Below are 24,769 nucleotides of genomic sequence, written 5' to 3' on the forward strand. Positions count from 1 at the left end.
GCTCTGCCACAGGGGAGCCCGCGGACGTTCACCGTTCCGTACAGCTCACTCCCTTCTTGTTCCTTTGAAAACATGCATGCGACCTGTGGCGGGTGCAGAGAGAGATGATCATGCAGATCCTCGACGCCGTCGACGCGGCTTCCCTTCGTTCGGACATCCCGGACTTCTTCCCCGGTGACACCGTCAAGGTTCACGTCAACATCACCGAGGGCACCCGCTCTCGTATCCAGGTCTTCCAGGGTGTCGTCATCGGCCGTCAGGGCGACAGCGTGCGCGAGACCTTCACGGTCCGCAAGATCAGCTTCCAGGTGGGCGTCGAGCGTACCTTCCCGGTGCACTCCCCGGTGATCGACCACATCGAGGTCGTCACCCGCGGTGACGTGCGTCGCGCCAAGCTCTACTACCTCCGCCAGCTCCGTGGCAAGAAGGCGAAGATCAAGGAGAAGCGCGACCGCTGAGTCGCAGGTTCTCCACAGCACCCCAGGACACGATGTCCTGGGGTGCTGTGTTCTGTCCCCGGTGTGCGAACCTATATCTGGTCGCGCCAGAGCGGTGTATGACTCGAGAAGGAACCTGATGACTGATTCGCCGGCCGCGCGCACTTCCAGACGACGCGGTTTCCTGGTCTTCCTTCGTGACGTGCTGGTGATCATCGTGATCGCCGCCCTCGTGTCCTTCGTTGTCAAGAGCTTCGTCGTGAGGTCTTTCTACATCCCGTCGGCGTCGATGGAGCGAACGCTTCTGGTGAAGGATCGGATCCTCGTCGATGAGCTCACCCCTCGGTGGACCGACTATGAGCGCGGCGACGTGGTCGTCTTCAAAGATCCGGGCGGCTGGCTCGACCCGCAGCCGCAGACCCCCGCCCAACCCCCGCTCGTGCAGGCGGTCGATTGGGTGCTGAACTTCGTGGGTATCTCCGCGACGGACGCGCAGGATCACCTCGTGAAGCGCGTGATCGGATTGCCCGGCGATCATGTCGTGTGCTGCAACGCCCTCGGCCAGATCACTATCAACGGGGCCCCGATCGACGAGCTCAGCTACCTGAATCTCCCCGAGGGCGACACCGCTGCCTCGAACGAGCCGTTCGACGTCGTCGTTCCCGAGGACTCGGTCTGGCTGCTGGGCGACAACCGCGATCGTTCGCGTGACGCGCGCGCACATCAGGACCTCCCCAGCGGCGGATTCGTCCCCATGGAGAACATCGTCGGAAAGGCCTTCCTGACGACGTGGCCGCTCGATCGATTGGGTCCCATCGATGGGCATCACGACACGTTCAACGGAGTTCCGGACGCCGAATGACCGTGATCACCCCCAAGCTGACTCTGGAACGCAAGCTCCTGGGGGAGTGCGACGTGATCATCGCGCTCGATGAGGTGGGCCGAGGAGCACTTGCCGGCCCCGTCGCCGTCGGCGCGGCGATGATGGATGCTGCAGGCGCGCGACGACGAGTGCCGGAAGGTCTGCGTGACTCCAAGCTCGTGACGGAGAAGCGTCGTCCCGACGTCGCGGCACGCGCCGCGGCGTGGGTGCAGGCCTCCGCCGTCGGCTGGGCGAGTGCCGAGGAAGTCGACCAGGTCGGCATCATGCGTGCCCTCGGACTCGCCGCATCGCGCGCTGTGACGGCGATCGCCGCCCAGGGGGCTGTGATGGACGAGGCGCTCATTCTGCTCGACGGCAACCACGACTATGTCTCACGAGTGCATTCGTCGCCGTTGCGCGTGAGACCCGTCATCAAGGCCGACCGCGACTGCGCCTCCGTGTCTGCAGCCTCCGTGATCGCGAAGGTCGCCCGTGACGCGTACATGGCCGAACTCCACGACAGCCATCCTGCATATCAGTGGAACCGCAACAAGGGCTACGCGAGCCCCGAACACCGCGATGCCATCCGGAGCAACGGGCTTTCTCCTTTCCACCGTGCATCGTGGGCCATCACCGACGCCCCCACCCTGTTCTGATACAGACCTGCACCGGCCAGCGATGCCGCGCCTCGTGCGCCGCGACTCTAGGATGGAGTCATCATGGATGAGGAAGCCTTCGACGACTACGACCGCGAGCTCGAACTGGCACTGTTCCGGGAGTACCGGGATGTGGTGTCGCAGTTCCAGTACGTCGTCGAGACCGAACGCCGCTTCTACCTCGCGAACGAGGTCAACGTCGTCCGCCGCGACACCGAGCACGATTTCTACTTCGAGATCTCGATGAGCGATGTGTGGGTGTGGGACATCTACCGGGCCGATCGCTTCGTCAAGGCCGTGCGCGTTCTCACGTTCAAGGACGTGAACGTCGAGGAGCTTCAGCGTCGAGAGTTCGAACTCCCGCAGGAGCTGTCGCTCGACGGGGAGTGATACCGGCGGCCCCGCGGGGGCCGCGGCTCTGTTCCTGCACACGACCTCGAATCCTCGCGTAATCCCCACCTCAGCGTGAGGGTGTGCCCGCCGCGAACAGTCGATCGGGCTGAACGTGATGCTGAGGGTATGGCAGCGAAAGATGACCTCGGCAGAGCGGGAGAAGAGCGCGCGGCGCAGCACTTGATGGGCAGCGGATACACCGTGCTCGACAGGAACTGGCGATGTTCGCAAGGGGAGATCGACATTGTCGCCGCGGTGGGCGATCAGCTGGCGATGATCGAGGTGAAGACGAGACGCACGGCAGCGTTCGGGCACCCGTTCGAGGCCGTCGATCGACGAAAGCGCCGTCGGCTCTGGCAGCTTGCGCAAGCCTGGGTCGCCGCGCATCCCGACGCGGCTCGTGGGCGCGCGGTGAGGCTCGAAGTCATCGGGATCATCGGTGCGGACCCGTTCGTAGGATCGCTCGAGCATCTCGTGGACATCGCATGACCACAGCGCGGACGTGGGCCGTCGCCCTGAGCGGAGTCGACGGTCATCTCGTCGAAGTCGAAGCCGACCTGTCGAACCAGACACCCGAGTTCCGGATCATCGGGCTGCCCGACAAGTCGCTGGCGGAGGCCGTACAAAGGGTCCACAACGCGTGCAAGAACGCCGGGCTCGATCTGCCTCGACGGCGGCTCACAGTGAACCTCTCTCCGGCCAGCCTTCCCAAACACGGAGCGGGGTTCGACCTCGGGATCGCCGTGGCCGCTCTGGCCGCCGGCGGATCGATCGAACCGCGCGCGATCGCCGCCACGGTTCACGTCGGCGAACTCGGGCTCGACGGTCGGATCCGACCTGTACCGGGTGTGCTCCCCGCCGTGTTCGCTGCCGCACGCGCCGGGTTCGAGAGGGTGATCGTTCCTCATGCCAATGAAGCGGAGGCGAGACTGGTCCCCGGAATCCATGTGCGTGCTGCCGCTTCCCTCGCCGAGGTCGCGGTGTGGCATGGTGCCGATGTCGAAGCGCCCGAGGTCGAGGCCGTCGACACGGCGTCGGCGGCGGTCGACGAGCCTTCCGATCTGGACCTGTCCGACGTCGTCGGTCAGGAAGAGGCCATCGAGGCGCTCATCGTCGCCGCTGCAGGGGGACATCATCTGCTCCTGAGCGGGCCTCCGGGCGCAGGCAAGACGATGCTCGCTCGACGACTTCCCGGAATCATGCCGCCACTCGGCGACCAGGAGGCACTCGAGGTCGCATCGATACTCTCGCTCAACGGGGATCGCGTCGCGACGCTCGGTCGGACTCCGCCACTGGAGGCCCCGCACCACAGCGCGTCCGTTGCGGCGTTGGTCGGTGGAGGGTCGCGCGCAGCTCGGCCAGGGGCCATCGCGCGGGCGCATTGCGGCGTGCTGTTCCTCGACGAGGCCGCGGAATTCTCTCGTGTTGCTCTCGACGCGCTGCGCCAGCCGCTCGAATCGGGAGTCATCGAGGTGCATCGAGCGGGGTTCACCGCCCGTTTTCCTGCGAAGTTCCAACTGCTGCTCGCCATGAATCCGTGTCCGTGCGGGAATCATGGTGTGAGGGGTGCCGAGTGCGTGTGTCCACCCATGGCAATCCGACGGTACTCGACCCGACTGTCGGGACCGCTCCGCGACCGGATAGACATCGATCTGCACGTGGCCCGGGTGGCCGCGTCGTGCGCGACGGACGAGCGGAGGGCAAGAACGACGACTGTCCAGGCACGGGCGCGCGTCCTCGCGGCGAGCGAGCGTGCGGTGCAGCGGTGGAAGAGCACGCCGTGGCGGCGCAACGCCGACGTCCCCGGCACCTGGCTTCGCCAGGGGGCCCTTCGGCTCTCTGCGGCGACCAGGTCGCCACTCGATCGTGCGCTGGAACGCGGATCGCTGACGTTGCGGGGCTATGACCGCGTGCTCAGGGTCGCGTGGACCATGGCCGACCTGGCAGGCAGCGACCGACCCGGGCCTGAGGAGATAGGCCGTGCCCTGCATCTGAGGAGAGGGCTGTGATGATGATGGACGAACTGCTCGACGACTCCGAGACCATCGCAGCGGTCCGTCGGATCCACCCGGGTGATGCCCTCGCGGAGTGCGTGGCACGCGCGGCATGGAGCGTGATCGCCGAGCCCGGTGACGCCGTCGCAGGGGCGCTGATCGGGACCTTGGGCGCGGCTGAAGCACTTTCGGCGGCGCTGGGAGATGCCCTGTCGTTGATGCCCGCAGGCGCCGCGAGCGGACAGGCTTCTCGGCCGCTGACAGAGGCGAGAGCACGATGGCGCCCTCGCGCCGATCCCCGCGCTGTGCGGCAGGCCCTCCGCAGCGCGTTCGAGGTCGGAGCGCGGCTGGTCATCCCCGGCGACGCGCATTGGCCAGTGAGCCTCGATGATCTCGGGCCTCATGCGCCAAGTGCACTGTGGGTGCGCGGGCACGTCGATCTTCTCGTGCGGAACCCACGGGTGTCGATGGTCGGGGCGCGGGCCGCCAGCAGCTATGGCGAGCACGTCGCCGCGGAACTCAGCGGGGATCTCGCCGCGGGGGGAGCGGTGATCGTCTCCGGCGGCGCATACGGAATCGATGGCGCTGTACATCGCGCTGCCCTCGGTGCAGGCGGAGCGACCGTGGCCTTCCTCGCCGGCGGAGTCGACCGCGCCTACCCGATCGGTCATCAGAGGCTCCTGCAGCAGATCGCGGTCGAAGGGGCTGTGGTGAGCGAACCGCCGTGCGGAACGGCTCCGACCAAGTGGCGCTTCCTGGCTCGGAACCGACTGATTGCCGCGCTCGGACAGGCGACCGTGGTGGTCGAAGCGGGTTGGCGCAGCGGCTCGTTGAACACCGCGGGTCACGCAGCGACGCTGGGGCGTCCGCTCGGTGCGGTTCCCGGACCGGTGACGTCGGCATCTTCCGCAGGGTGCCACCGGCTGCTCCGGGAGTACGACGCGCAGTGCGTCACCTCGGCACGAGAGGTGCGAGAGCTGTGGGGGCCGATCGAACAACCGCCGGCCGAGCGCGAAGAGCACGATCCGAATCGCACCCGAGTCCTCGATGCCCTGAGCACGAGGTCGAGGCTCTCCGTCGAGGAGATCGCCCGAAGGTCGGGCTTGTCGCCGGATCGAGTGCGCTCATGCCTCGGGTTGCTGCACCTGGAAGGGGATGTCGCGCTCGACGAAAGGGGGTGGCACCGGGCGCACACATCACGGACCGGGTGAGAGGTATCCGTAGAGACCTCGGCGAGGCTGAAGAGGGGACGCGACGTACAGCGGCAAGCTGAAGCCATGGATCTCACGGTCGCCACCGAGGCGTTCGTCGGCCACCTGGAGCGGGTGCGTCGACTCTCGCCCGCGACCGCGAAGGCATACAGGTCGGACCTTCGAGACCTCCAGGCGTCGGCAGGTGGCATCACGCTCGAAGAAGTCGATCTCGAGGTGCTCAGAGACTGGCTCTGGCATGCCACCCAGCGGGGCGATGCGAGATCCACACTCGCGCGGCGGGCTGCGGCCGCTCGGTCCTTCTTCGGCTGGGCGCACGAGCACGAGCTCGTGTCCCACGACCCGAGCCTGCGGCTGATCGCACCGAAGAAGGGACGCACACTGCCCACAGTGGCGTCCCGCGAGGCGATGTCGGGCTTGCTCGATGCTCATCGCGACGCGGCCGGGACGGGAGATCCGATCGCCTTGCGCGACCACGCGATACTCGAGCTGCTCTATGGCTCCGGCATCCGTGTCGCAGAACTGTGCGGGCTGGATATCGACGACCTCGACCTCGACCGAGGCACGGCCCGCGTGCTCGGGAAGGGGGCCAAGGAACGGGTCGTCCCCTACGGTGCTCCGGCGAGGGATGCGCTGGAGGCTTATCTCCGTCGCGGCCGACCGGTCCTGGTGGCGAGGGCGCGCGCCTTCTCATCCGCTGTGATGCTGGGGAGTCGCGGCGCCCGGATCGGCCCACGAGCGGTCTACGAGCTTGTCGCCCGCGTGCTGGCACCGGTGGTCGGCACCGAGACCATCGGCCCGCACGCCCTTCGACACACGGCTGCCACCCACCTTCTCGACGGCGGTGCAGACCTGCGGGCCGTCCAGGAGATACTGGGTCATGCCAGCCTCGGCACGACCCAGATATACACGCACGTCTCGGCCGAACGCCTGACCGCGACCTATCGACTGGCGCATCCCCGGGCGTGATGTCGGAGGGCGGCGTGCTCGAGCCGCTGGCACCGCGGTCGGGCGGGCCCTGGGATCACAGAGGCTCGCAGCAGGGGAGCAGGACTGCCCGCGGGAGATCGCCGAAGAGAAGCATCGGATTTATGTAGACGCCGTCTCTTCGTACGCCGAGGTGCATCGCGCCCGCCGCGGTGTGACCGCCCGCGTCGACGAGTCCGATCTCCTGCCCGACCGACACCGCGTCGCCCGGGTCGAGCGTCGTTCGGAGCGGCTCGAAGGTGCTGACGAGGCCGTCTGCGTGCTCGATCGTCAGGAGCGGGCGGTCCACGACGGTCCTGCGGAACGCCACAGTGCCGTCCGCGGGGGCTGTGACCGCCGCGTGGATCGAAGCGCCGAGATCTACTCCGCGATGACCGGCACCGTACTCGTGCGCGGGCGCCCGGAACGGCTCGACGACCTCTCGCGAGCCGGCGAGCGGCCATCGCCAGCGCGGTATGTCCGCGGTGTCACCCGAGGCGGCCGAGGCGTCGGGACCGTACAGGGCGAGCACGACGAGCACGGCGATGGCCGAGCCGGAAACCGCTCGGAGCAGAATGCGCATGAGGGGAGTGTGACGTCTCTTCCGAGCGGTCGGACGGCCGTCTCGGCGCCGTCAGCGGACCGCGTGGACGACTTCGGTGGGGAGCTGCCGGTGCAGGGTGAGTGACGTCGCTGCTTCCTGTATGCTGGGGGAGCACCTCGATATCGGGGTGACTACGCGTGCCCAAAGCGATTCAGATCGCGGCATCCACTCCCACAGGTCCTGTTCCTCGAACAGGCGGGCGTGGGCCGGGCACCAGGAAGTCCGATCATCCGATCGGCTTGCAACCTCAACGGCGCAGAAACGCGCCAGAACCAGGAGACGACCATGGCTGTGGTCACCATCCGCCAGCTGCTCGACAGCGGCGTGCACTTCGGACACCAGACCCGTCGGTGGAACCCGAAGGTCAAGCGCTTCATCCTCACCGAGCGCAGCGGCATCCACATCATCGACCTCCAGCAGTCGCTCGGCTACATCGACAAGGCCTACGACTTCGTCAAGGAGACCGTCGCTCACGGTGGCACGATCCTCTTCGTCGGCACCAAGAAGCAGGCGCAGGAGATCCTCGCCGAGCAGGCGACGCGCGTCGGCCAGCCTTTCGTGAACCAGCGGTGGCTCGGTGGACTCCTCACCAACTTCCAGACGATCTCCAAGCGTCTCGCACGCATGAAGGAGCTCGAGGAGCTCGACTACGAGACCCCGGCGAACAGCGGCTTCACGAAGAAGGAACTGCTTCTCAAGAAGCGCGAGCTCGACAAGCTGCACAAGTCGCTCGGCGGTATCCGCAACCTCACCAAGACGCCGTCGGCCATCTGGGTCGTCGACGCCAAGCGCGAGCACCTCGCCATCGATGAGGCCAAGAAGCTCGGCATCCCCGTGATCGGTATCCTCGACACCAACGCCGACCCGGACGACTTCCAGTACCCGATCCCCGGCAACGACGACGCGATCCGCTCCGTCTCGCTGCTGACCCGCATCATCGCCGACGCCGCGGCCGAGGGCCTGCAGCAGAAGCACAACCCGGAGACGGGTGACGCCGAGCCGCTCGCCGACTGGGAGAAGGAGCTCCTCGAGACCCCCGCCCCGGAGGTCCAGGAGTCCGCTGACGCCGCCGAGGTCGTGACCTCGGAAGACGAGGCCGCCGTCGTCGAGACGCCTGCTGCTGACGAGACCGCTGCCGACGAGGCCGGTGCTGAGGCACACGACGAGGCGATCGCCGCCGCTTCCGGTGAGGAGACCGCTGAGGTCGCCGCCGCCGAGGCTGCCGACGCCAAGTAATCCCCTCGTTCACACACACCTAACGAAGCAAGGAGCCACCACACATGGCCAACTTCACCATCGCTGACCTCAAGGCGCTGCGTGAGCAGCTCGGCACGGGAATGGTCGACACCAAGAAGGCGCTCGAGGAGGCTGACGGAGACGTCGCGAAGGCCACCGAGATCCTGCGTCTCAAGGGTGCGAAGGGCAACGCGAAGCGCGCTGACCGTTCGACCAGCGAGGGACTGATCGTCGCTCGCGAGCAGGATGGCGCCGTGACGCTCATCGAGCTCGCATGCGAGACCGACTTCGTCGCGAAGAACGAGCGCTTCATCGCGCTGGCCGACAAGGTCGCCGACGCCGCAGCAGCGGTCAAGGCCGATTCGGTCGACGCCGCCCTCGCCGCATCCGCCGGCGACAAGAGCGTCGAGCAGGTCATCTCCGAAGAGGCCGCGATCATCGGCGAGAAGGTCGAACTGCGCCGCGTGCGCACGATCTCGGGCGACAAGGTCGAGGTCTACCTGCACCGCACCAGCAAGGATCTGCCGCCGCAGATCGGTGTCGTCGTCGCCTACTCGGGCGATGACGCCGAGACCGCGCGCAGCATCGCGCAGCACATCTCCTTCGCGAACCCGTCGTACCTGTCCCGCGAGGACGTGCCAGCGGACGCGGTCGAGAAGGAGCGTGAGATCGTCACCGAGATCTCTCGTAACGAGGGCAAGCCGGAAGCGGCTCTCCCGAAGATCGTCGAGGGCCGTGTCTCTGCGTTCATCAAGCAGGTCGCCCTGCTCGAGCAGGACTACGCCAAGGACAACAAGCTCTCTGTCGCCCAGGTGGCGAAGGACGCCGGTATCACCGTGACGGACTTCGCGCGCTTCAAGGTCGGCGCGTAGCAAGGTCGAAGGGGTTCGGATCGCCAAGATCCGAACCCCTTCTTCATGCCCACGAGGCACTATCTTGAATCGGGACGAGAGGACACCCACCATGACTGAACGCACCGGACGCCGACGCGTCCTTCTCAAGCTCTCCGGAGAGGCCTTCGGAGCGGGGCAGCTGGGTGTCAGCCCCGATGTGGTCTCGCAGATCGCCCGCGACATCGCCGCGGCCGTCGATCGGGTCGAGGTCGCGATCGTCGTCGGCGGAGGCAACTTCTTCCGTGGCGCCGAGCTCAGCCAGCGCGGCATGGACAGGGGCCGCGCCGACTACATGGGCATGCTGGGCACGGTCATGAACGCCCTCGCCCTCCAGGACTTCCTCGAGCAGGCCGGAGCCGCCACCCGCGTGCAGTCGGCCATCTCGATGACACAGGTCGCCGAGCCGTACATCCCGCGTCGCGCCGAGCGTCATCTCGAGAAGGGCCGCGTGGTCATCTTCGGCGCCGGCGCAGGCCTCCCGTACTTCTCCACGGACACCGTCGCCGCGCAGCGTGCGCTCGAGATCGGCGCGGACGAGGTCCTCGTCGCGAAGAACGGCGTCGACGCGATCTACACCGCCGACCCGAACAAGCACGCCGACGCGGAGCGCATCGAGCGCGTCACGTATCGTGATGCGCTGCAGCGTGGCCTCAAGGTCGTCGACTCGACCGCCTTCAGCCTGTGTATGGACAACAGCATGGACATGCGCGTGTTCGGCATGGAGCCCGCAGGCAACGTGACCCGCGCGTTGCTCGGCGAGCCGATCGGAACCCTCGTCACCGCCTGAGCGTGTGACACGGCGGAGACGACTTCGCCCGATAGAATTTGCAGAACACCCCGACGATAGGAGCCACCGTGATCGCGGACGTCCTCGCTGAAACCACCACTCGTATGAACCGGGCGGTCGAAGCTGCCAAGGAGGACTTCTCCACGGTGCGCACCGGTCGTGCGAACCCGCAGATGTTCCAGAAGGTCCTCGTGGACTACTACGGCACGCCGACCCCGATCGCCCAGCTCGCATCGCTGGCGAACCAGGAAGCACGAACGCTCATCATCACGCCGTACGACAAGTCGGCGCTGAAGGCGATCGAGCAGGCGATCCGCGACATGCCGAACCTCGGAGTCAACCCCACGAACGACGGCAACCTCGTCCGCGTGACGATGCCCGAGCTCACGGCGGAGCGTCGCAAGGAGTACGTCAAGCTCGTCAAGACCAAGGCCGAGGACGCGAAGGTCCATGTCCGTGGCATCCGCCGCAAGGCGAAGGACGAGCTCGACGCGCTCAAGAGCGAGCTCGGCGAGGACGAGATCGCTCGCGGCGAGAAGGAGCTGGACGGCCTGACGCGTCAGCACGTCGACCTCATCGACGACGCGCTGAAGCGCAAAGAGGCCGAACTCCTCGAGGTGTAGTCGGCATGTCTGACGAAACGCGAGACGCTGAGGAGGGCATGCCGCCGACGCGTCGAGAGGCGCGTGACGGTGCGCCGCCCGACGGCGTCCCGCTCGCGGACACGGCCTTCCCGACGTTCGACGCGGAAGCCATTCCGCCTCGTCCACCGCTGCCAGCGTCCCCTGTCGGAGGGAACCCTGCCGTGGTCAGGCCGCTCGACACAGCCGACCACAACGCGATCCGCGAGCAGTGGCGGGCAGCGCGGGACGAGCTCGAGAGCCACGTCTCTCATGCGCGCGATCAGATCGACCAGGCGAACGAGCGGATCAAGCAGCGCACGGGGCGAGACCTGGTTCTCGCGATTCTGATCGGTCTCGCTTTCGGTGCGGCGCTGCTCGGATCACTGCTCTTCATCAAGGCACTGTTCGTGCCGTTCGCTCTCGCTGCGGCGCTGCTGGGGGTGTACGAGCTCTCTCGGGCTCTGCGGGCCTCCGGCCGACGTGTCGATGTCATACCGCAGCTGGTTGCGGGCGCTTTCCTGGTGCTCTCGGCCTACTTCGCGGAGCCGTGGCTGTCTTGGGTCATGCTCTTCGTGGCCGTCGCCTTCGTCATCGTGTGGCGACTCATCGCGCAGATGGTGGCGAAAGACGGCCGCACCTACGGCGACGTCCTCGCGGATGCGGTCATCAGCGGTTTCGTCCAGGTCTACGTGCCATTCCTCGCCGGCGTCGCCCTCATCCTCCTCGAGCAGGAGGGGGGCCAGTGGTGGGTGCTCAGCTTCATCGCCATCGCGGTCGCCGCCGACACGGGCGCGTATGCGGCTGGTCTCGCTTTCGGACGCCACCCGATGGCCCCGAAGATCAGCCCCAAGAAGACATGGGAGGGGTTCGGCGGCGCCGTCCTCGCCTCCCTGGTCGCCGGCGTACTGCTGGCCATCTTCCTTCTCGAGCTGCCCTGGTGGGCGGGTCTGATCTTCGGCGCGTCGATCCTGCTGTCTGCGACGCTGGGCGACCTCGGCGAGTCCATGCTCAAGCGTGATCTCGGTATCAAAGACATGAGCTCGTGGCTTCCCGGACACGGCGGTCTTCTCGATCGACTCGACAGCATCCTGCCCTCGACGATTCCGGCGCTCTGCCTCTACTTCCTCCTCTCTCCCTGGGTGGTGCTGTGATGAACGAAGACCAGATCGCCGAACGGACGGCGGACGCTCCGCCGGCGTTCGCTCTGACATCCGGTCGTGAGCGGGGCTACCACCGCGCTGCTGTCGACACCTTCCTCGCATCTGCTCGACGAGCGTTCGAGACCGGTGCCGACGAACTGGGCGCCGACGACGTACGCGCGGCATCCTTTCCGCTCGTCAAAGGCGGTTACGTCGTGGCTGATGTCGACGCGGCCCTCGGTCGCGTGGAAGACGCCTTCGCCGCGCGTGAGCGGGAGCGCGTGGTGCGAGCGCAGGGTGCCGAGGTGTGGGTCGAGCAGGCGAGAGCAGACGCGCAGACCATCCTGGACCACCTGGCCCGGCCTCGCCGCCGACGCTTCGCGCGCACCGGGGTTCTCACGTTCGGCTACCGCATCGACGAGGTCGACCACGTCTCGACCAGGATCGTCCGCTATCTCCGCGACGGAGATCCGCTCTCCGCCGAGCAGCTGCGTTCCGCCGCGTTTCGCATGCAGCGGGGGGGCTACCGCGAGGAGCAGGTCGACGCGCTCCTCGATGCCACGATCGACGTCATTCTCGCCGTTCGCTGAGTTCCTGATGGTCGACTCAGGCGCCTTTGCGTAGACTGTCCTTCATCGTGAACTCCCGAAACGACATGAACCCCGAACGACGCGACCTTTCGCTGGTGCCCGCAGCGACGGTCAGATCCGCGCGCACGGGCACTCGCCGATGGTCTCGCCGTCGTGGTGTCGTCAGCGTGTTCAGCGCCCTCGCCGTCGTCGGATTCGCGGGAGCGCTCGTGGCACCGACCGGCGTCGCACTGGCGGAGCCCGTGAAGTCCGACACTCCCGACTCGGCCTACTCGCTCGCTCTCGCCGACACACAGAACCTCACGGTCACGGTCAGCGGTGCAACCATCACGCCGGTCGAACGCGGGACGTTCGAGGTGTACGTGAAGCCGAAGCCCAAGCCGAAGCCCAAGCCGGCGGCACCGGCCGCAACGGGGTCGCAGGGTGGATCTTCCGGCGGCACCCTGCCTCCCTATTCGGGAGGCGGTGCACCTGCGGACTGGATGGCCGCTGCCGGCATCGCTCAGGGCGATTGGCAGTACGTCGACTACATCGTGTCGCGCGAGAGCGGCTGGAACCCGAACGCCACGAACTCGTCCTCGGGTGCGTGCGGCCTGGTTCAGGCTCTTCCCTGCAGCAAGGTTCCCGGTAACGGGTACGACCCGGTGGACAACCTGAGGTGGGCCACCGGCTACGCCACGGGGCGGTATGGCAGCTGGGCCGGAGCATACAGCTTCTGGACGAACAACCACTGGTGGTGAGCAGGAGCGATGCCTCGCTCACGCCGACGCCCTCCTGCGCGCCCTGAAGCCGACGACTCGTTCGATCGGATGCTCGCCGGCTGGAAGCGCTCGGAGACCCGTCGTGGCAGCGAGTGGACCGTGCAGCCGGTGTCGTCCGCTCAGGCGCAGAAAGAATACGTCTGCCCCGGTTGTGCGCAGCCGATCGTCGCGGGAACTGCACACCTGGTCGTCTGGCGAGCTGACGGTGTCTTAGGCGATGCTGCAGATCTCGCCGCGCGTCGGCATTGGCACACACACTGTTGGAGGATGGCGTGAGCATGGAGATTCGAGGGCCGCTGGAGCTTCCCGCTCAGCGTGAGGATATCGAGCTGACGACTGCAGACGGTCTCACGCTGGTGGGCGAACTCTCCATGCCGGAGCATGGGTCGCCGGTGGCGACGCTCGTGACTTTGCACCCGCTGCCCACCGCGGGTGGTTTCATGGACTCGCACATCATCCGCAAGGCGGCAGCGAGGCTTCCTGCGCTCGCTGACCTGGCGGTCCTGAGGTTCAACACGCGGGGGACCACGTCGCCTCGCGGCACGAGCGACGGCGCGTTCGACGGCGGCGCGGCGGAGCAGTTCGATGTGGCGGCGGCCATGGACTTCGTCCGGGACCGGGCGCTCCCGAGCCCCTGGCTCCTCGGCTGGTCCTTCGGCACCGAACTGGCGCTCAAGTACGGTCGCGACCACGACATCGCGGGGACCATTCTGCTGTCCCCGCCGTTGCATCGCGCGACGGACGCCGAGGTCGCCGCCTGGGCTGACAGCGATGTCCCGGTCGTCGTGCTGGTACCGGAGCTTGACGACTACCTGCGCCCGGATGAGGCTCGCGAACGCTTCGCCTCCATTCCCCACGCGCAGCTGATCGCTGTCGAGGGCGGGAAGCATCTGTGGGTCGGCGAGACGCAGACGCGCCGCGTGCTCACGGAGATCGTGGCAGCGGTGAACCCGTCGGCTCTGCCCCTGGCTACGCACTGGCCGCCGACGGACTGATCGAGCTCCGAGGCTCCGCGCCTCAGAGCTCGTTCATCCGCGGGATGAGCACCTGTCGATAGATGATCAGGATGCTCGCCGCAACGGGGATCGCGATGAGCGCACCCAACAGTCCGAGCAGGCTGCCGCCGGCGAGAGCCGCAACGACGACCACTGCTCCGGGTACGGCGACCGCGCGGCTCATGATGCGCGGCGAGATCACGTACGCCTCGATCTGCATATAGACGAGGTAGTAGATGGCCGCGGCGATCGCGATCCCGGGGGACCCGAGCCCGGGGATGAGACACACGAGGACGATGATCGTGGAACCGGTCAAGGTCCCGACGAGCGGGATCAGTGAGAAGAAGAAGGCGATGATCGCGAGGACCGCCGGGAACGGCGCATCGATGATCGAGAGGTAGATGGCGCTGAGGACGCCGTTGATCACGCCCTGAGTCACCTGCCCCATGACGTAATACCCCACGGAATCGGTGATCTGCTCCGACAGGTCGATGAAGCGGTCGCGCTTCGACGACGGGGCGAGCTGGTAGACAGCGCGCTTGAGCGACGGCGTCGAGGCGGTCAGGTAGATCGTCAGGATGAGGACGATGAACGCACCGAACAGTCCGCTGAGCACGGCGCCGCTGGCGACGAGGACGCCCTGGCCGATGGACCCGCCGATCTCGGCGAGGTTCGTCGTCAACCAGCCCGTGACATAGGTGAAGACATCATCGACGAGCAGGTTCGGGAAGGTGTCCTGCATCCACTCCTTGAGATCGGGGATCAGGTTGCCTCGTGACACGATGGCCGAGATCTGGGCGATGAGCTGCGAGATCTGATCCACGAGCACGGGGAGGATGATCAGCACGATCCCGCTGAAGATCGCGAGGACCGCGAGGATCGTCACCAGCACGGCGAGCCACCGCGGGAGCCTGCGACGTTCCAGGAAGGACACGAGCGGATCGAGGCCCAGACTCAGGAACAGCGCCGTGCCGACGTAGAGCAGGACGCTGGAGAGAGTCTGCACGCTGTTGATCAGGAGGATCCCCAGCCCCACGCCGAGCGTCGCCACGAGGGCGGTGCGGAACGGATTGTGGATCTTCATGCGACGACTCCTCGAAACGGCTGCAGCAAGGTTATCCAGACGTCGAGCCACGTCGCGCGCGACGTGCCGGTTCAGCCGGCACTGCACGTGTACGTGGGCAACACTCAGCTGATTTCGCTAGTCTGAAATGTCGAGTGTTGCGTCGCGGGCAGGTGCCGGTGATGCGTGAGGAGACTATTCGTGCGTTTCGTATGGGCCGTGGTGGCCTTCGTGCTTGCCGCCGTGCTGATCGGCGCGGGGATCGCCCAGCGCACCTTCGTGGGGCCCGACTCGCAGCAGACGCAAGTCGAGATCGATGAGCCCGCGCCGTTCGTCCTCCTGGACGGAGACGTCCTCCGGACGAATCCTGGCGTGCAGACGCTGATCGTGCGCGGTCAGGGCGACATCTTCGGCAGCTATGGCAGGACAGCCGACATGGAGGCCTGGCTCGCGGATTCCGACTACAACCACGTCACGGTGGACGACGACGGCGGCTTCGCTGTCGAGCACGTGTCGGCGGCAGAGGCTTCAGACGAGACCGACGGCGGCGACGGCACCGCCGAGGAGGGCGATCCGGCGACGGGCCGCGATCCGCGGGGCTCCGACCTGTGGCTGGACTCCTTCCAGAAGGAGAATCGCCTCGTCGCGGACAACATGCAGCTTCCCGAGGGGACGAGCATGCTGGTGGCCTATGACGGCACGGAAGACGCTCCCGATGACATCGTCGTCTCCTGGCCGCTCGACACGACGACGCCGCTAGCGGGACCGCTCATGGTGGCCGGCGGTATCGTCCTGCTGATCGGACTCGTCCTGTACGTGCTCGGTATCCGCCACCAGCGTCGCGGACGCGGGCCGCGCCGAAAGGGCCCCGGCCCGCTCCCGGCGACCGAACCGATCGACATCGCGGTGCTTCCTCCGGAGGAGCGCGCGGCGATCGAAGGCTCGGCGGAAACGCCGACGTCTGCAGAACGCACCCCCTCGGTGGATGCTCCGGAAACCGACACCGAAGACGCGGAGATCGTGGACCCCGAGGAGAACGATTCGAAGACGTCGATGCGGGCCAAGACCCCCGCGCGTCGTCGCCGGCTGCTGGCGATTCCCGCACTCGGGTTGACCGCCCTCCTCGCTGCCGGCTGCTCAGCCGATTCCTGGCCGCAGTTCGGTGATGCCTCTACATCGCCTTCCCCGAGCCCGACCGTCATCGCTCCGGACAACCAGAAGCCGCCGGCGGTGACGGAGGCACAGGCCAAGCGCATCCTCCAAACTGCTTCGGAGACCTTGGTGGAAGCCGATACCGCAATGGACGTCGACCTCGCGGGGACACGTCTCGAAGGCCCGGCCCTCGCCGCGCGCACCACCGAATACGCCCTACGCGCGAAAATCGCGGACAAGGCCCCTCCGGCGGCGATCCCGACCGACGACGTCGAGGTCGTGCTTCCGGAAGCGACCGACGTCTGGCCGCGAACGGTTCTCCTGCTCTCGAAGAGCAAGGGCGACGACACTGTGCCGCCCGTGCTGCTGACGATGACCCAGGCGGATCCCTGGTCGAACTACAAGATCAGCAACATGGCCGAGATGGCGGCGGATGCCGTGTTCCCCGAGGTCGCCGCGACCTGGCTCGGAACCTCACTCGTCCCCGCTGACTCCGCCTTCCTCACCATCCCTCCGGCGGAACTCGCACCAGCCTTCGCCGACGTGGTGGACGCGGGGGAGAAGAGCGAGTTCTACGGTCAGTTCGACGACCTCGCGCTGACGTTGGCGAAGTCCCTCACCGACAGCCGCCAGGTCATCGTGCAGGGGCTGGCAGACAAGGGAGCGGCCAAGACGTCCAAGGTGGCGTTCGACATGGCGCCCACGACCGACGAGCCGATCTCCATGACCACGCTCGACAGCGGTGCGATCGTCGCGGTCTCTCTGACCGATACCGAGACGGTGACTCCGACGTCGTCGGACGTGGTGATCCGGTTCGGAGACAACGCAGAGGCCAAGGCCCTGACGGGCGCGACGGAATCTGCGAAGGGCGTCGAGACGACGTATGAGTTCCAGCTGTTCTTCTCGGTCCCCGCCCAGGGATCGACGGAGCAGATCAGGCTCCTGGCAGTCCACCAGGACCTCCTTTCCGTGAAGGTGATCAAGTGAGTGAAATCTCTCCGACCGCGCTGCGCGGCGCGGTGGACCTGTCGACCCTCCGCAACCGGCCGGCGACGCCGCCCGAGGGGGCTCCAGCCCCCGGTGCGGTCGATGTCGTCGTCGATGCGACCGACGAGACGTTCGGGCAGATCCTCGAACTCTCGCGCACGGTTCCCGTCGTCGTGGATCTGTGGGCCGAGTGGTGCGGACCGTGCAAGCAGCTGAGTCCGATCATCGAGAAGGTCACTCGTGAGCTCGGCGGCCGGGTGCTGCTCGCCAAGGTCGATGTCGACGCGAACCCGCAGCTCGCGCAGAGCTTCCGCGCGCAGTCGATCCCGATGGTGGTGGCGCTGATCGCCGGGCAGCCCGTGCCGATGTTCACCGGTGCGGTGCCGGAGCAGCAGGTGCGCGATGTCTTCGCCCAGCTGCTGCAGGTGGCAGCGCAGAACGGTGTCACCGGGTCGCTCTCGGTCGACGCGGATGCCGATGCCGAGGCGTCGTCGACGCCGGAGGAACCGGAGCTTCCTCCGCTGCACGCCGAGGCGTTCGCCGCGATCGAGGCGGGAGACTATTCCGCCGCGATCCGCGCGTACGAGAAGGCCCTCGCCGAGAATCCGCGCGATGAGGAGGCGATCGCAGGTCTCGGCCAGGTGCGTCTGCTCGACCGCGTGCAGGGACTCGACCTGCAGGCGGCACGCGCGGCGGCCGCCGAGGGACCGCTCGACGTCCAGGCGCAGTTCGACGTGGCAGACCTCGATCTCGCCGGCGGTCATGTCGACGACGCCTTCGCGCGTCTGCTCGACCTGTTCGCCCAGCTGCCGTCCGACCAGCGCACCCCGGTACGGGAACGGCTGATCGAGCTGTTCGGCCTCATCGGCACGGGCGACCCGCGAGTGGTGGCCGCCAGGAACCGGCTTTCTTCGCTCCTGTTCTAGCCGTCGGAGGTTCCGGCGCGCGTCCCCGTCATCCGTGGCTCACGGTAGGCACGTGGGGGTCCGACTGGTGGCGTAGCCACAGCGTCGACAGCGCAGGAAGGGTCATCGTCGCGGTCGGGGCGCTACCGTCCTCACCGGCGGCGAAGACCATGCCCAGGTTCCCCGAACCTCGTCCGCCGTACTCGGCGGCGTCGGTGTTGAGCACTTCCTGCCAGACACCGTCCTGCGGAAGCGCGAGTCGATATCCCGCACGCTCGACCCCGGCGAAGTTGCTCACGACGACGAGGCGTCCGCCGTGGGCATCCCGCCGCTCGAAGGCGATCACGGTCGGGTCCCAGCTGGGCGCACCGAGGCGGTGGAAAGACGATCCGTCGTTGTCCCGCGCCCACAGGGGGGATTGAGATCTGTAGGCGCGGTTCATCGCGCCGACGAAGTCCTGCAGCTGCGCGTGCGACGGCTGGTCGAGGAGCCACCAATCCAGCTCACGCCCTTCGGACCACTCGGCGAGCTGACCGAACTCCTGGCCCATGAACAGGAGCTTCTTCCCGGGGTGCCCCCACATGTAGGCGAGGTACGCGCGGACGTTCGCGAGCTTGTGCCAGTGGTCGCCGGGCATCTTCGCCATCAGGCTGCCCTTGCCGTGCACGACTTCGTCGTGACTGATCGGCAGCAGGTAATTCTCGCCGAAGGCGTAGACGAAGGAGAAGGTCATCTCGCCCTCGTGGTGCGCGCGGTACATCGGGTCGCGAGAGATGTACTGGAGCGAGTCGTTCATCCAGCCCATGTTCCACTTGAAACCGAACCCCAGGCCGGCGTGGTCGGTGGGTGCGGTGACGCCGGGGAAGCTGGTCGACTCCTCGGCGATCATCATGATCCCCGGGTGCAGTCGGTAGGCCGTGGCGTTCACCTCCTGCAAGAACCGGATCGCCTCGAGATTCTCCCGGCCACCGTGGATGTTCGGTTCCCATTCGCCGGCTTCGCGGGAGTAGTCGAGGTAGAGCATCGACGCGACCGCGTCGACGCGCAGCCCGTCGACATGGAACTCCCTGAACCAGTACAGCGCATTGGCCACGAGGAATCCCCGAACCTCCGGACGCCCGTAGTCGAAGATGAGCGTGCCCCAGTCCTGGTGCTCGCCACGGCGGGGATCGGGGTGCTCGTACAGGGGCTGGCCGTCGAAGCGCGCGAGAGCGAAGGCGTCTTTCGGGAAGTGCCCGGGAACCCAGTCCATGATCACGCCGATGCCGGCCTGGTGCAGCCGATCGATCAGATACCTCAGGTCGTCCGGGGTGCCGAACCGGCTCGTGGGCGCGTAGTAGCCGCTGACCTGGTACCCCCAGGAACCTCCGAACGGGTGCTCCGCCAACGGCATGAACTCGACATGGGTGAATCCGGCATCCGTGACGTGCTGGATCAGCGGCTCGGCGATGTCCCGGTACCCGAGGCCCTCACGCCAGGAGCCGACGTGGATCTCGTAGACCGACAGCGGCTGCGCGACGGCGTGGGTCGCGGCACGACGGGTCATCCATGCGCCGTCCGCCCACTCGTACGACGACGAGGTCACGACGGACGCCGTGTTCGGCGGCACCTCGGCGGCGAGCGCCATCGGATCGGCTTTGAGTATCCAGGCGCCGTCGCGGGTGCGGAGCTGATACTTGTACCGCGTGCCTAGGGGGAGGCCGGGGATGAAGAGCTCCCAGACTCCGCTCACGCCCATCGAGCGCATGGCGTGGGCGTCGCCGTTCCAGTCGTTGTGGTCGCCGACGACGCGCACGGCTGTGGCGTTGGGAGCCCAGACGGCGAACGCGACGCCCTGCTCGCCGTCCCACGTGCGCGGGTGCGCACCCAGCGCCTCCCAGAGGCGTTCATGCCGCCCCTCGGCGATCAGATGGAGGTCGAGGTCTCCAAGGGTCGGACGGTGTCGATACGGATCGCCGGAGAGCGTCTCCTCGTGATCCGCGTACCGCGTGGCCAGCCGATAGGGGAGAGGGGGACCGACGTGCTGCGCCTCCCAGATTCCCTGCGCCACGTGCGCGAGCTCGAGTCGGCTGCCGTCGCCGAACACCGCTGCCACCCCGGCGGCGAGCGGCCGTCGGGCGCGGATGACGGTGACCGTGCGGTCGGCCGCGTCTTTGTGGGAGTGTGCGCCGAGGACGGCGTGCGGATCGTGGTGCGTGGCCGAGGAGATCGCCTCCCACTCGGTGGATGCGGCGACATCTTCTGTGTAGCTCATGCTCGCTCCCTCACCTTCAGGATGTGCACCGGCTCGGCGAAGGCGTCGAGCCGCACGTAGTTGTGATCGTTCCAGGTCCAGACGGCTCCGGTGAGCAGGTCCTCGACCTCGAACGGATCGCCGAGCGGAATGCCCCATTGGGTGCTGTCGAGGTGCACGGTCGTCTCGCGTACGGAGTGCGGGTCGACGTTCGCCACCACGATGACGGTATCCGCGCGTCCAGTACCGGTGAACGGCGCGGGGAGGTGCTTGCTGTACACGAGGACGGCATCGTCGTCGCTCCAGTGCGCCCGGAAGTTCCTGAGTTGCCGGAGTGCGGGGTGAGCCGCGCGGATCTCGTTGAGCCGCCGCAGCAGGGGAGCGAGCGATTCGCCGCGGGCCTCCGCGCCCGACCAGTCGCGGAACTTGAACTCGTACTTCTCATTGTCGATGTTCTCTTCGGAGCCCGGCCGTGCCACGTTCTCGAAGAGCTCGTAGCCGGCGTACACCCCGTACACGGGCCCTGCCGTGGCGGCGATGCAGGCTCGGATTCGGTATGCCGCACGACCGCCGAACTGCAGGTATTCGGTCAGGATGTCATGCGTGTTCACGAAGAGGTTGGGCCTCATGTAGTCCGAGGTCTCCTGCGATACGGAGGTGAGGAATTCCTCCAGCTCGCTCTTGGTGTTCCGCCACGTGAAGTAGCTGTAGCTCTGCTGGAATCCGACGGCGGCCAGGGCGCGCATGACGGCGGGGCGGGTGAAGGCTTCGGCGAGGAAGATCACGTCCGGATCCACGGTGTTGATCTCACGGATCAACCACTCCCAGAACTGCAGGGGTTTGGTGTGGGGGTTGTCGACCCGGAAGATCTTCACCCCTTGAGCCACCCAGTGCCGCACGACCCGCAACATCTCGGCTGCGATGCCCTCGGGGTCGTTGTCGAAGTTGAGCGGGTAGATGTCCTGGTACTTCTTCGGCGGGTTCTCGGCATACGCGATGGTGCCGTCGGGGAGGGTCGTGAACCATTCGGCATGCTCACTCACCCAGGGGTGGTCCGGGGACGCCTGGAGCGCGAGGTCGAGTGCGACCTCGAGACCGTTTCCCTGAGCCGCGCGCACGAAGGCGCGGAAGTCGGCGGCGGATCCCAGGTCGGGGTGGATCGCGTCGTGGCCGCCGTCGGTGGAGCCGATCGCATACGGGGACCCGGGATCGCCGGGCTCTGCGGTGAGGGTGTTGTTGCGCCCCTTGCGGTTGGTGGTCCCGATCGGGTGGATCGGAACCAGGTACACCACGTCGAAACCCATCGCGGCGACCTCCGGCAGACGCTTGGTCGCCGTGCGGAACGTCCCGCTCTTCACCGTGCCGTCCTTGAGCCGCTTGGCCCCCTCTGATCGCGGGAAGAACTCGTACCAGGCACCGACGCCCGCCGCGCGACGGTCCACGTTGAGCGTGTGCTGCTCGGTGGCGGAGCGCAGAGTCGTCAGGGGACGGGCCCGGAAGATGTCGGCCAGACCGGCATCGGTGGACAGCGCGAACGCCGTCGCGCCGCCCCCACTCTCCAGCGACCCGGCGTCCGCGAGCAGACGCTTCCGCTGCGCCGCGGGGCGATCCTTCTCCGTGGCGGCCCTCGTGAGTAGCTCTGCTCCGAGCGCGGCCATCACCGGTACATCGACACCGGCAGCGACCTTCAATTCCGCGGCGTGAGCCCAAGTCGCGAAGTCGTCGGAGAAGGCTTCGAATCGGTAGCGCCACGCACCCTGCTCGTCGAGCGCGATCTCGGCCGACCATCGGTCCGTGCCGTCTTTCCGGGCGGTCAGCCGGTGCAGGCTCTCCTCGCCCGACGGCGACGTGAGGCGCACATGCACACCGATGATGTCGTGCCCTTCGCGGAACGAGACCACGGTGAACGGGACGACCTCGCCCACGAACGCCTTCGGCGAGAAGCCGCCGGGCACAGCGGGGGTCGGATCGAGCAGTGGGATGCGGGTGGAGCGAAGCGAGCCCGGCACGTCCGCATCGCCGAAGGCGCGCGTCGGGATCTGAGTGGGGCTCCGAAGAGCCGAGGACCGAGTACCAGCACGTGCAGCCACATCCCGAATGTACCGCGCCGACGTGGTCGCGGGTAGCGCGCCGCGTGGTGCGTCGGGAGCCGGGCTCATTCGACGCGGAACAGCCTCATCGACGTCCCGGACACCGGTAGCACATCGCCGGGCGCGAAGACCTCCCCCTCGTCGGAAGGGCGCTCCCGAGCGCTCGACCACAGGGACACGAAGCGGACCGCGCCTTCGATCTCGTCGGGCAGACGCACGTCGATGGGGGATTCCGTTCCGTGCACGATGAGCAGGATGCGGTTCTCGGCCTCTGTGTCGGGGGTGGACGCGGCGACGTACTGGAGCGTCCTGTTCCCGGGGTCTGCCCACTGCCCCTGCTCCATCGTCTCGCCGTTCTGGTCGTACCAGTCCATGACCGAGGCGTTCGGGATGTGCTCACCGAGCCGCGCGTAGCGGCTGGGGCGCAGCGCCGGGTTCTCCTGCCGCAATCGGATCAGGCGGGCGACATGTGCACGGAGGTCGTCCTGCCAGGGTTCGAAATCCCATGCGAGCCAGGTGAGAGCGGAGTCCTGAGCGTAGGCGTTGTTGTTGCCGCGCTGAGTGCGTCCGACCTCGTCACCTGCGGTGAGCATCGGGATCCCGGCCGAGAGGAGCAGCGTCCCGAGAAGGTTGCGCATGGCCTTGCGTCGCGCGGCGAGGATCGTCGGGTCGTCGGTCGGGCCCTCGACACCGTGGTTGAACGCGCGGTTCATGTCGGCACCATCGCGGTTCTGCTCGCCGTTCGCCTCATTGTGCTTGACGTCGTAAGAGACGAGGTCGTGCAGAGTGAAGCCGTCGTGCGCCGTGACGAAGTTCACGCTGGCGAGCGGACCCCGGTCTTCGCTGAACGTGTTCGAGGATCCGGCGAGTCGGGTCGCGAACCCGCCGATGCCCACCGGGGCGGAGGCCCGGCGGGCATAGTCGATGTCGCTGAGCCAGAAGTTGCGGACGCGGTCGCGGTAGCGGTCGTTCCACTCGTGCCATCCCGACGGGAAGTTACCCGTCTGCCACCCGCCGAGGCCGACATCCCAGGGCTCGGCGATGAGCTTGGTGTCGGCGAGGATCGGATCGTCCGCGATGGCCTGCAGGAGCGGATGCTCAGGCGTGTAGGTGTGGGCGCCGTCGCGGGCGATCGCCGTGGCGAGGTCGAAGCGGAAACCGTCGATCTGCATCTCCTGCGCCCAGTAGCGGAGGGAGTCGAGAACGAGTCTGGCCCCGGCGTCGGTCGACGTGTCGAGCGTGTTGCCGCACCCGGTGGTATCGACGTAGACGCCGGACTCGTCCTGCCGGTAGTAGCTGGCGTTGTCGATGCCGCGCAGGCTCGAGCGGGGACCGCCGATGCCCTCCTCGGAGGTGTGGTTGTAGACGACGTCGAGGATCACTTCGAGCCCGGCCTCGTGCAGCAGCCGCACCATTCCCTTGAACTCGGCGAGGACGGCCTCCGGCCCGTCTTTGCGCGCGTCCTCGGTCGCGTAGGCGGTGTGCGGGGTGAAGAAGTTCAGCGTGTTGTAGCCCCAGTAGTTGGTGAGTCCGCGTTCGAGAAGTCGCGGCTCCGGCACGAAGGCGTGCACGGGGAGCAACTCGATGGAGGTGATGCCCAGCGAGTGGAAGTACTCGATCATCGCGGGATGGGCGAGGCCCGCATAGGTGCCGTGCAGGGCGGGCGGCACATCGGGGTGACGCTTGGTGAGTCCCTTGAGATGCCCCTCGTAGATCACCGTGCGGTCGAGGGGGATACGCGGCTTCCGGGAGTCGCCCCAGTCGAAGCCGTCGACGATGACGACCGAACGCCACTCCTCGTATCCGTCGCCCTGGGCGAGACCGCGCGCGTACGGGTCCAGCAGCAGCGTCTCCGGGTTGAAGGTGTTCCCGGGGCCGTGGGGTCCGCCGACGCGTACGGCATAGCGGACGCCGGGCTGCAGCAGCTCCGTGGTGATCTCCCAGATTCCTCCGGCCAGCCGTTCGAGCGGAACCTCGTCGGTCGCCCAGTCCAGGTCGGTGGCATCGAACACGACCAGCTCGATCGACGAGGCGTTCTGCGACCAGACGCGCAGGGTGCCGACGCCGTCGTGCAGACGGACGCCGAGGTTGTCGAGGGTGGTGCCGCCGGGCACGGTGATGTCTCGGGACGCGGGCATGAGTACACACTAGGCGCGATGTGTTGCAGTCTCATGTCAGGGCGGACCGGGTTC

24 protein-coding genes are annotated in these 24,769 nt (G+C 67.2%); 19 read left to right on the forward strand and 5 right to left on the reverse strand.

All coding sequences use genetic code 11. The features are described from left to right. The first annotated feature begins 110 nt into the window (after window positions 1–110). The 8 genes from rplS to BQ2383_RS15820 all read left to right on the forward strand — a co-directional run bounded on the left by rplS (window position 111) and on the right by BQ2383_RS15820 (window position 6,522). The gene (gene rplS / locus BQ2383_RS15785) at window positions 111–458 is read left to right on the forward strand and encodes a 50S ribosomal protein L19 (protein ID WP_091037582.1); all 348 of its coding nucleotides are present in this window, start codon (window positions 111–113) and stop codon (window positions 456–458) included. Window positions 459–576: 118 nt separating this feature from the next. Next, window positions 577–1,299, forward strand: coding sequence for a signal peptidase I (gene lepB, locus BQ2383_RS15790; protein WP_091036107.1), 723 nt, complete (start codon window positions 577–579; stop codon window positions 1,297–1,299). Beyond that, window positions 1,296–1,955 (forward strand): ribonuclease HII, encoded by a 660-nt coding sequence (locus tag BQ2383_RS15795; RefSeq protein WP_091036109.1) that lies wholly within the window; start codon window positions 1,296–1,298, stop codon window positions 1,953–1,955. Before lepB ends, BQ2383_RS15795 begins: the two co-directional genes overlap by 4 nt. Before the next feature lie 63 nt (window positions 1,956–2,018). Then, complete coding sequence (locus tag BQ2383_RS15800) at window positions 2,019–2,345, forward strand: DUF2469 family protein (protein WP_017204525.1); 327 nt, start codon at window positions 2,019–2,021, stop codon at window positions 2,343–2,345. 129 nt (window positions 2,346–2,474) lie between these two features. Beyond that, window positions 2,475–2,837 carry a YraN family protein gene (locus tag BQ2383_RS15805; protein WP_091036112.1) on the forward strand — a complete coding sequence of 121 codons (363 nt, stop codon included), beginning with the start codon at window positions 2,475–2,477 and terminating at the stop codon, window positions 2,835–2,837. Beyond that, window positions 2,834–4,357: a YifB family Mg chelatase-like AAA ATPase gene (locus BQ2383_RS15810; protein ID WP_091036114.1), complete on the forward strand. Its 1,524-nt coding sequence runs from the start codon at window positions 2,834–2,836 to the stop codon at window positions 4,355–4,357. Before BQ2383_RS15805 ends, BQ2383_RS15810 begins: the two co-directional genes overlap by 4 nt. Continuing rightward, the gene (gene dprA, locus BQ2383_RS15815) at window positions 4,357–5,553 is read left to right on the forward strand and encodes a DNA-processing protein DprA (protein WP_347876383.1); all 1,197 of its coding nucleotides are present in this window, start codon (window positions 4,357–4,359) and stop codon (window positions 5,551–5,553) included. Before BQ2383_RS15810 ends, dprA begins: the two co-directional genes overlap by 1 nt. A gap of 66 nt (window positions 5,554–5,619) precedes the next feature. Then, the gene (locus BQ2383_RS15820; RefSeq protein ID WP_091036117.1) at window positions 5,620–6,522 is read left to right on the forward strand and encodes a tyrosine recombinase XerC; all 903 of its coding nucleotides are present in this window, start codon (window positions 5,620–5,622) and stop codon (window positions 6,520–6,522) included. A 55-nt stretch (window positions 6,523–6,577) separates the two neighbouring features. On the opposite strand, the gene BQ2383_RS15825 is transcribed toward BQ2383_RS15820, so the two are convergent. Further along, complete coding sequence (locus tag BQ2383_RS15825) at window positions 6,578–7,102, reverse strand: murein hydrolase activator EnvC family protein (RefSeq protein WP_091036121.1); 525 nt, start codon at window positions 7,100–7,102, stop codon at window positions 6,578–6,580. 306 nt (window positions 7,103–7,408) lie between these two features. Here BQ2383_RS15825 and rpsB point away from each other — a divergent pair, with 306 nt between their 5' ends. The 9 genes from rpsB to BQ2383_RS15870 all read left to right on the forward strand — a co-directional run bounded on the left by rpsB (window position 7,409) and on the right by BQ2383_RS15870 (window position 14,147). Next, on the forward strand, window positions 7,409–8,359 hold the full coding sequence (gene rpsB, locus BQ2383_RS15830; RefSeq protein ID WP_091036123.1) for a 30S ribosomal protein S2: 951 nt from the start codon (window positions 7,409–7,411) through the stop codon (window positions 8,357–8,359). Window positions 8,360–8,403: 44 nt separating this feature from the next. Continuing rightward, on the forward strand, window positions 8,404–9,231 hold the full coding sequence (gene tsf, locus BQ2383_RS15835; RefSeq protein WP_091036126.1) for a translation elongation factor Ts: 828 nt from the start codon (window positions 8,404–8,406) through the stop codon (window positions 9,229–9,231). A 91-nt stretch (window positions 9,232–9,322) separates the two neighbouring features. After that, complete coding sequence (gene pyrH / locus BQ2383_RS15840; RefSeq protein WP_017830711.1) at window positions 9,323–10,039, forward strand: UMP kinase; 717 nt, start codon at window positions 9,323–9,325, stop codon at window positions 10,037–10,039. A gap of 68 nt (window positions 10,040–10,107) precedes the next feature. Further along, window positions 10,108–10,662 (forward strand): ribosome recycling factor, encoded by a 555-nt coding sequence (frr, locus tag BQ2383_RS15845; RefSeq protein ID WP_029263480.1) that lies wholly within the window; start codon window positions 10,108–10,110, stop codon window positions 10,660–10,662. Window positions 10,663–10,844: 182 nt separating this feature from the next. Beyond that, window positions 10,845–11,813 carry a phosphatidate cytidylyltransferase gene (locus BQ2383_RS15850; protein WP_432206347.1) on the forward strand — a complete coding sequence of 323 codons (969 nt, stop codon included), beginning with the start codon at window positions 10,845–10,847 and terminating at the stop codon, window positions 11,811–11,813. Beyond that, on the forward strand, window positions 11,813–12,391 hold the full coding sequence (locus BQ2383_RS15855; RefSeq protein ID WP_091036131.1) for a DivIVA domain-containing protein: 579 nt from the start codon (window positions 11,813–11,815) through the stop codon (window positions 12,389–12,391). Before BQ2383_RS15850 ends, BQ2383_RS15855 begins: the two co-directional genes overlap by 1 nt. A 47-nt stretch (window positions 12,392–12,438) precedes the next feature. Then, complete coding sequence (locus BQ2383_RS15860; RefSeq protein ID WP_244176031.1) at window positions 12,439–13,131, forward strand: transglycosylase SLT domain-containing protein; 693 nt, start codon at window positions 12,439–12,441, stop codon at window positions 13,129–13,131. Between the two features lie 9 nt (window positions 13,132–13,140). Then, window positions 13,141–13,428 carry a hypothetical protein gene (locus BQ2383_RS19550; RefSeq protein ID WP_091036134.1) on the forward strand — a complete coding sequence of 96 codons (288 nt, stop codon included), beginning with the start codon at window positions 13,141–13,143 and terminating at the stop codon, window positions 13,426–13,428. Between the two features lie 2 nt (window positions 13,429–13,430). Then, window positions 13,431–14,147 (forward strand): alpha/beta hydrolase, encoded by a 717-nt coding sequence (locus BQ2383_RS15870; RefSeq protein ID WP_091036136.1) that lies wholly within the window; start codon window positions 13,431–13,433, stop codon window positions 14,145–14,147. 22 nt (window positions 14,148–14,169) lie between these two features. On the opposite strand, the gene BQ2383_RS15875 is transcribed toward BQ2383_RS15870, so the two are convergent. Beyond that, on the reverse strand, window positions 14,170–15,231 hold the full coding sequence (locus BQ2383_RS15875) for an AI-2E family transporter (RefSeq protein WP_091036139.1): 1,062 nt from the start codon (window positions 15,229–15,231) through the stop codon (window positions 14,170–14,172). Window positions 15,232–15,411: 180 nt separating this feature from the next. Here BQ2383_RS15875 and BQ2383_RS15880 point away from each other — a divergent pair, with 180 nt between their 5' ends. Next, window positions 15,412–17,349, forward strand: coding sequence for a glycosyl transferase (locus BQ2383_RS15880; RefSeq protein ID WP_140403372.1), 1,938 nt, complete (start codon window positions 15,412–15,414; stop codon window positions 17,347–17,349). After that, entirely contained in the window at window positions 17,346–18,275 is a 930-nt protein-coding gene (locus BQ2383_RS15885; RefSeq protein ID WP_091036144.1) for a tetratricopeptide repeat protein, read from the forward strand. Before BQ2383_RS15880 ends, BQ2383_RS15885 begins: the two co-directional genes overlap by 4 nt. A 28-nt stretch (window positions 18,276–18,303) precedes the next feature. On the opposite strand, the gene glgB is transcribed toward BQ2383_RS15885, so the two are convergent. The 3 genes from glgB to glgX all read right to left on the reverse strand — a co-directional run bounded on the left by glgB (window position 18,304) and on the right by glgX (window position 24,715). After that, a complete protein-coding gene (gene glgB / locus BQ2383_RS15890) occupies window positions 18,304–20,508 on the reverse strand; it encodes a 1,4-alpha-glucan branching protein GlgB (RefSeq protein WP_091036147.1) in 2,205 nt (734 codons plus the stop codon). Then, the gene (locus BQ2383_RS15895) at window positions 20,505–22,577 is read right to left on the reverse strand and encodes an alpha-1,4-glucan--maltose-1-phosphate maltosyltransferase (protein ID WP_244176032.1); all 2,073 of its coding nucleotides are present in this window, start codon (window positions 22,575–22,577) and stop codon (window positions 20,505–20,507) included. The genes glgB and BQ2383_RS15895 overlap by 4 nt, the downstream gene beginning before the upstream one ends. A gap of 65 nt (window positions 22,578–22,642) precedes the next feature. After that, window positions 22,643–24,715: a glycogen debranching protein GlgX gene (glgX, locus tag BQ2383_RS15900; RefSeq protein ID WP_091036148.1), complete on the reverse strand. Its 2,073-nt coding sequence runs from the start codon at window positions 24,713–24,715 to the stop codon at window positions 22,643–22,645. Window positions 24,716–24,769 lie beyond the last annotated feature (54 nt).

It is taken from the genome of Microbacterium oxydans, from assembly GCF_900095745.1.
Taxonomy (GTDB): Bacteria; Actinomycetota; Actinomycetes; order Actinomycetales; family Microbacteriaceae; genus Microbacterium; species Microbacterium oxydans_B.

What these genes read in the sequence shown, in the direction of transcription:
- rplS (WP_091037582.1), top strand. Translation starts at nt 111, where the DNA reads ATGCAGATCCTCGACGCCGTCGACGCGGCTTCCCTTCGTTCGGACATC.
- lepB (WP_091036107.1), top strand. Translation starts at nt 577, where the DNA reads ATGACTGATTCGCCGGCCGCGCGCACTTCCAGACGACGCGGTTTCCTG.
- BQ2383_RS15795 (WP_091036109.1), top strand. Translation starts at nt 1,296, where the DNA reads ATGACCGTGATCACCCCCAAGCTGACTCTGGAACGCAAGCTCCTGGGG.
- BQ2383_RS15800 (WP_017204525.1), top strand. Translation starts at nt 2,019, where the DNA reads ATGGATGAGGAAGCCTTCGACGACTACGACCGCGAGCTCGAACTGGCA.
- BQ2383_RS15805 (WP_091036112.1), top strand. Translation starts at nt 2,475, where the DNA reads ATGGCAGCGAAAGATGACCTCGGCAGAGCGGGAGAAGAGCGCGCGGCG.
- BQ2383_RS15810 (WP_091036114.1), top strand. Translation starts at nt 2,834, where the DNA reads ATGACCACAGCGCGGACGTGGGCCGTCGCCCTGAGCGGAGTCGACGGT.
- dprA (WP_347876383.1), top strand. Translation starts at nt 4,357, where the DNA reads ATGATGATGGACGAACTGCTCGACGACTCCGAGACCATCGCAGCGGTC.
- BQ2383_RS15820 (WP_091036117.1), top strand. Translation starts at nt 5,620, where the DNA reads ATGGATCTCACGGTCGCCACCGAGGCGTTCGTCGGCCACCTGGAGCGG.
- BQ2383_RS15825 (WP_091036121.1), bottom strand. Translation starts at nt 7,102, where the DNA reads ATGCGCATTCTGCTCCGAGCGGTTTCCGGCTCGGCCATCGCCGTGCTC.
- rpsB (WP_091036123.1), top strand. Translation starts at nt 7,409, where the DNA reads ATGGCTGTGGTCACCATCCGCCAGCTGCTCGACAGCGGCGTGCACTTC.
- tsf (WP_091036126.1), top strand. Translation starts at nt 8,404, where the DNA reads ATGGCCAACTTCACCATCGCTGACCTCAAGGCGCTGCGTGAGCAGCTC.
- pyrH (WP_017830711.1), top strand. Translation starts at nt 9,323, where the DNA reads ATGACTGAACGCACCGGACGCCGACGCGTCCTTCTCAAGCTCTCCGGA.
- BQ2383_RS15855 (WP_091036131.1), top strand. Translation starts at nt 11,813, where the DNA reads ATGAACGAAGACCAGATCGCCGAACGGACGGCGGACGCTCCGCCGGCG.
- BQ2383_RS19550 (WP_091036134.1), top strand. Translation starts at nt 13,141, where the DNA reads ATGCCTCGCTCACGCCGACGCCCTCCTGCGCGCCCTGAAGCCGACGAC.
- BQ2383_RS15870 (WP_091036136.1), top strand. Translation starts at nt 13,431, where the DNA reads ATGGAGATTCGAGGGCCGCTGGAGCTTCCCGCTCAGCGTGAGGATATC.
- BQ2383_RS15875 (WP_091036139.1), bottom strand. Translation starts at nt 15,231, where the DNA reads ATGAAGATCCACAATCCGTTCCGCACCGCCCTCGTGGCGACGCTCGGC.
- glgB (WP_091036147.1), bottom strand. Translation starts at nt 20,508, where the DNA reads ATGAGCTACACAGAAGATGTCGCCGCATCCACCGAGTGGGAGGCGATC.
- glgX (WP_091036148.1), bottom strand. Translation starts at nt 24,715, where the DNA reads ATGCCCGCGTCCCGAGACATCACCGTGCCCGGCGGCACCACCCTCGAC.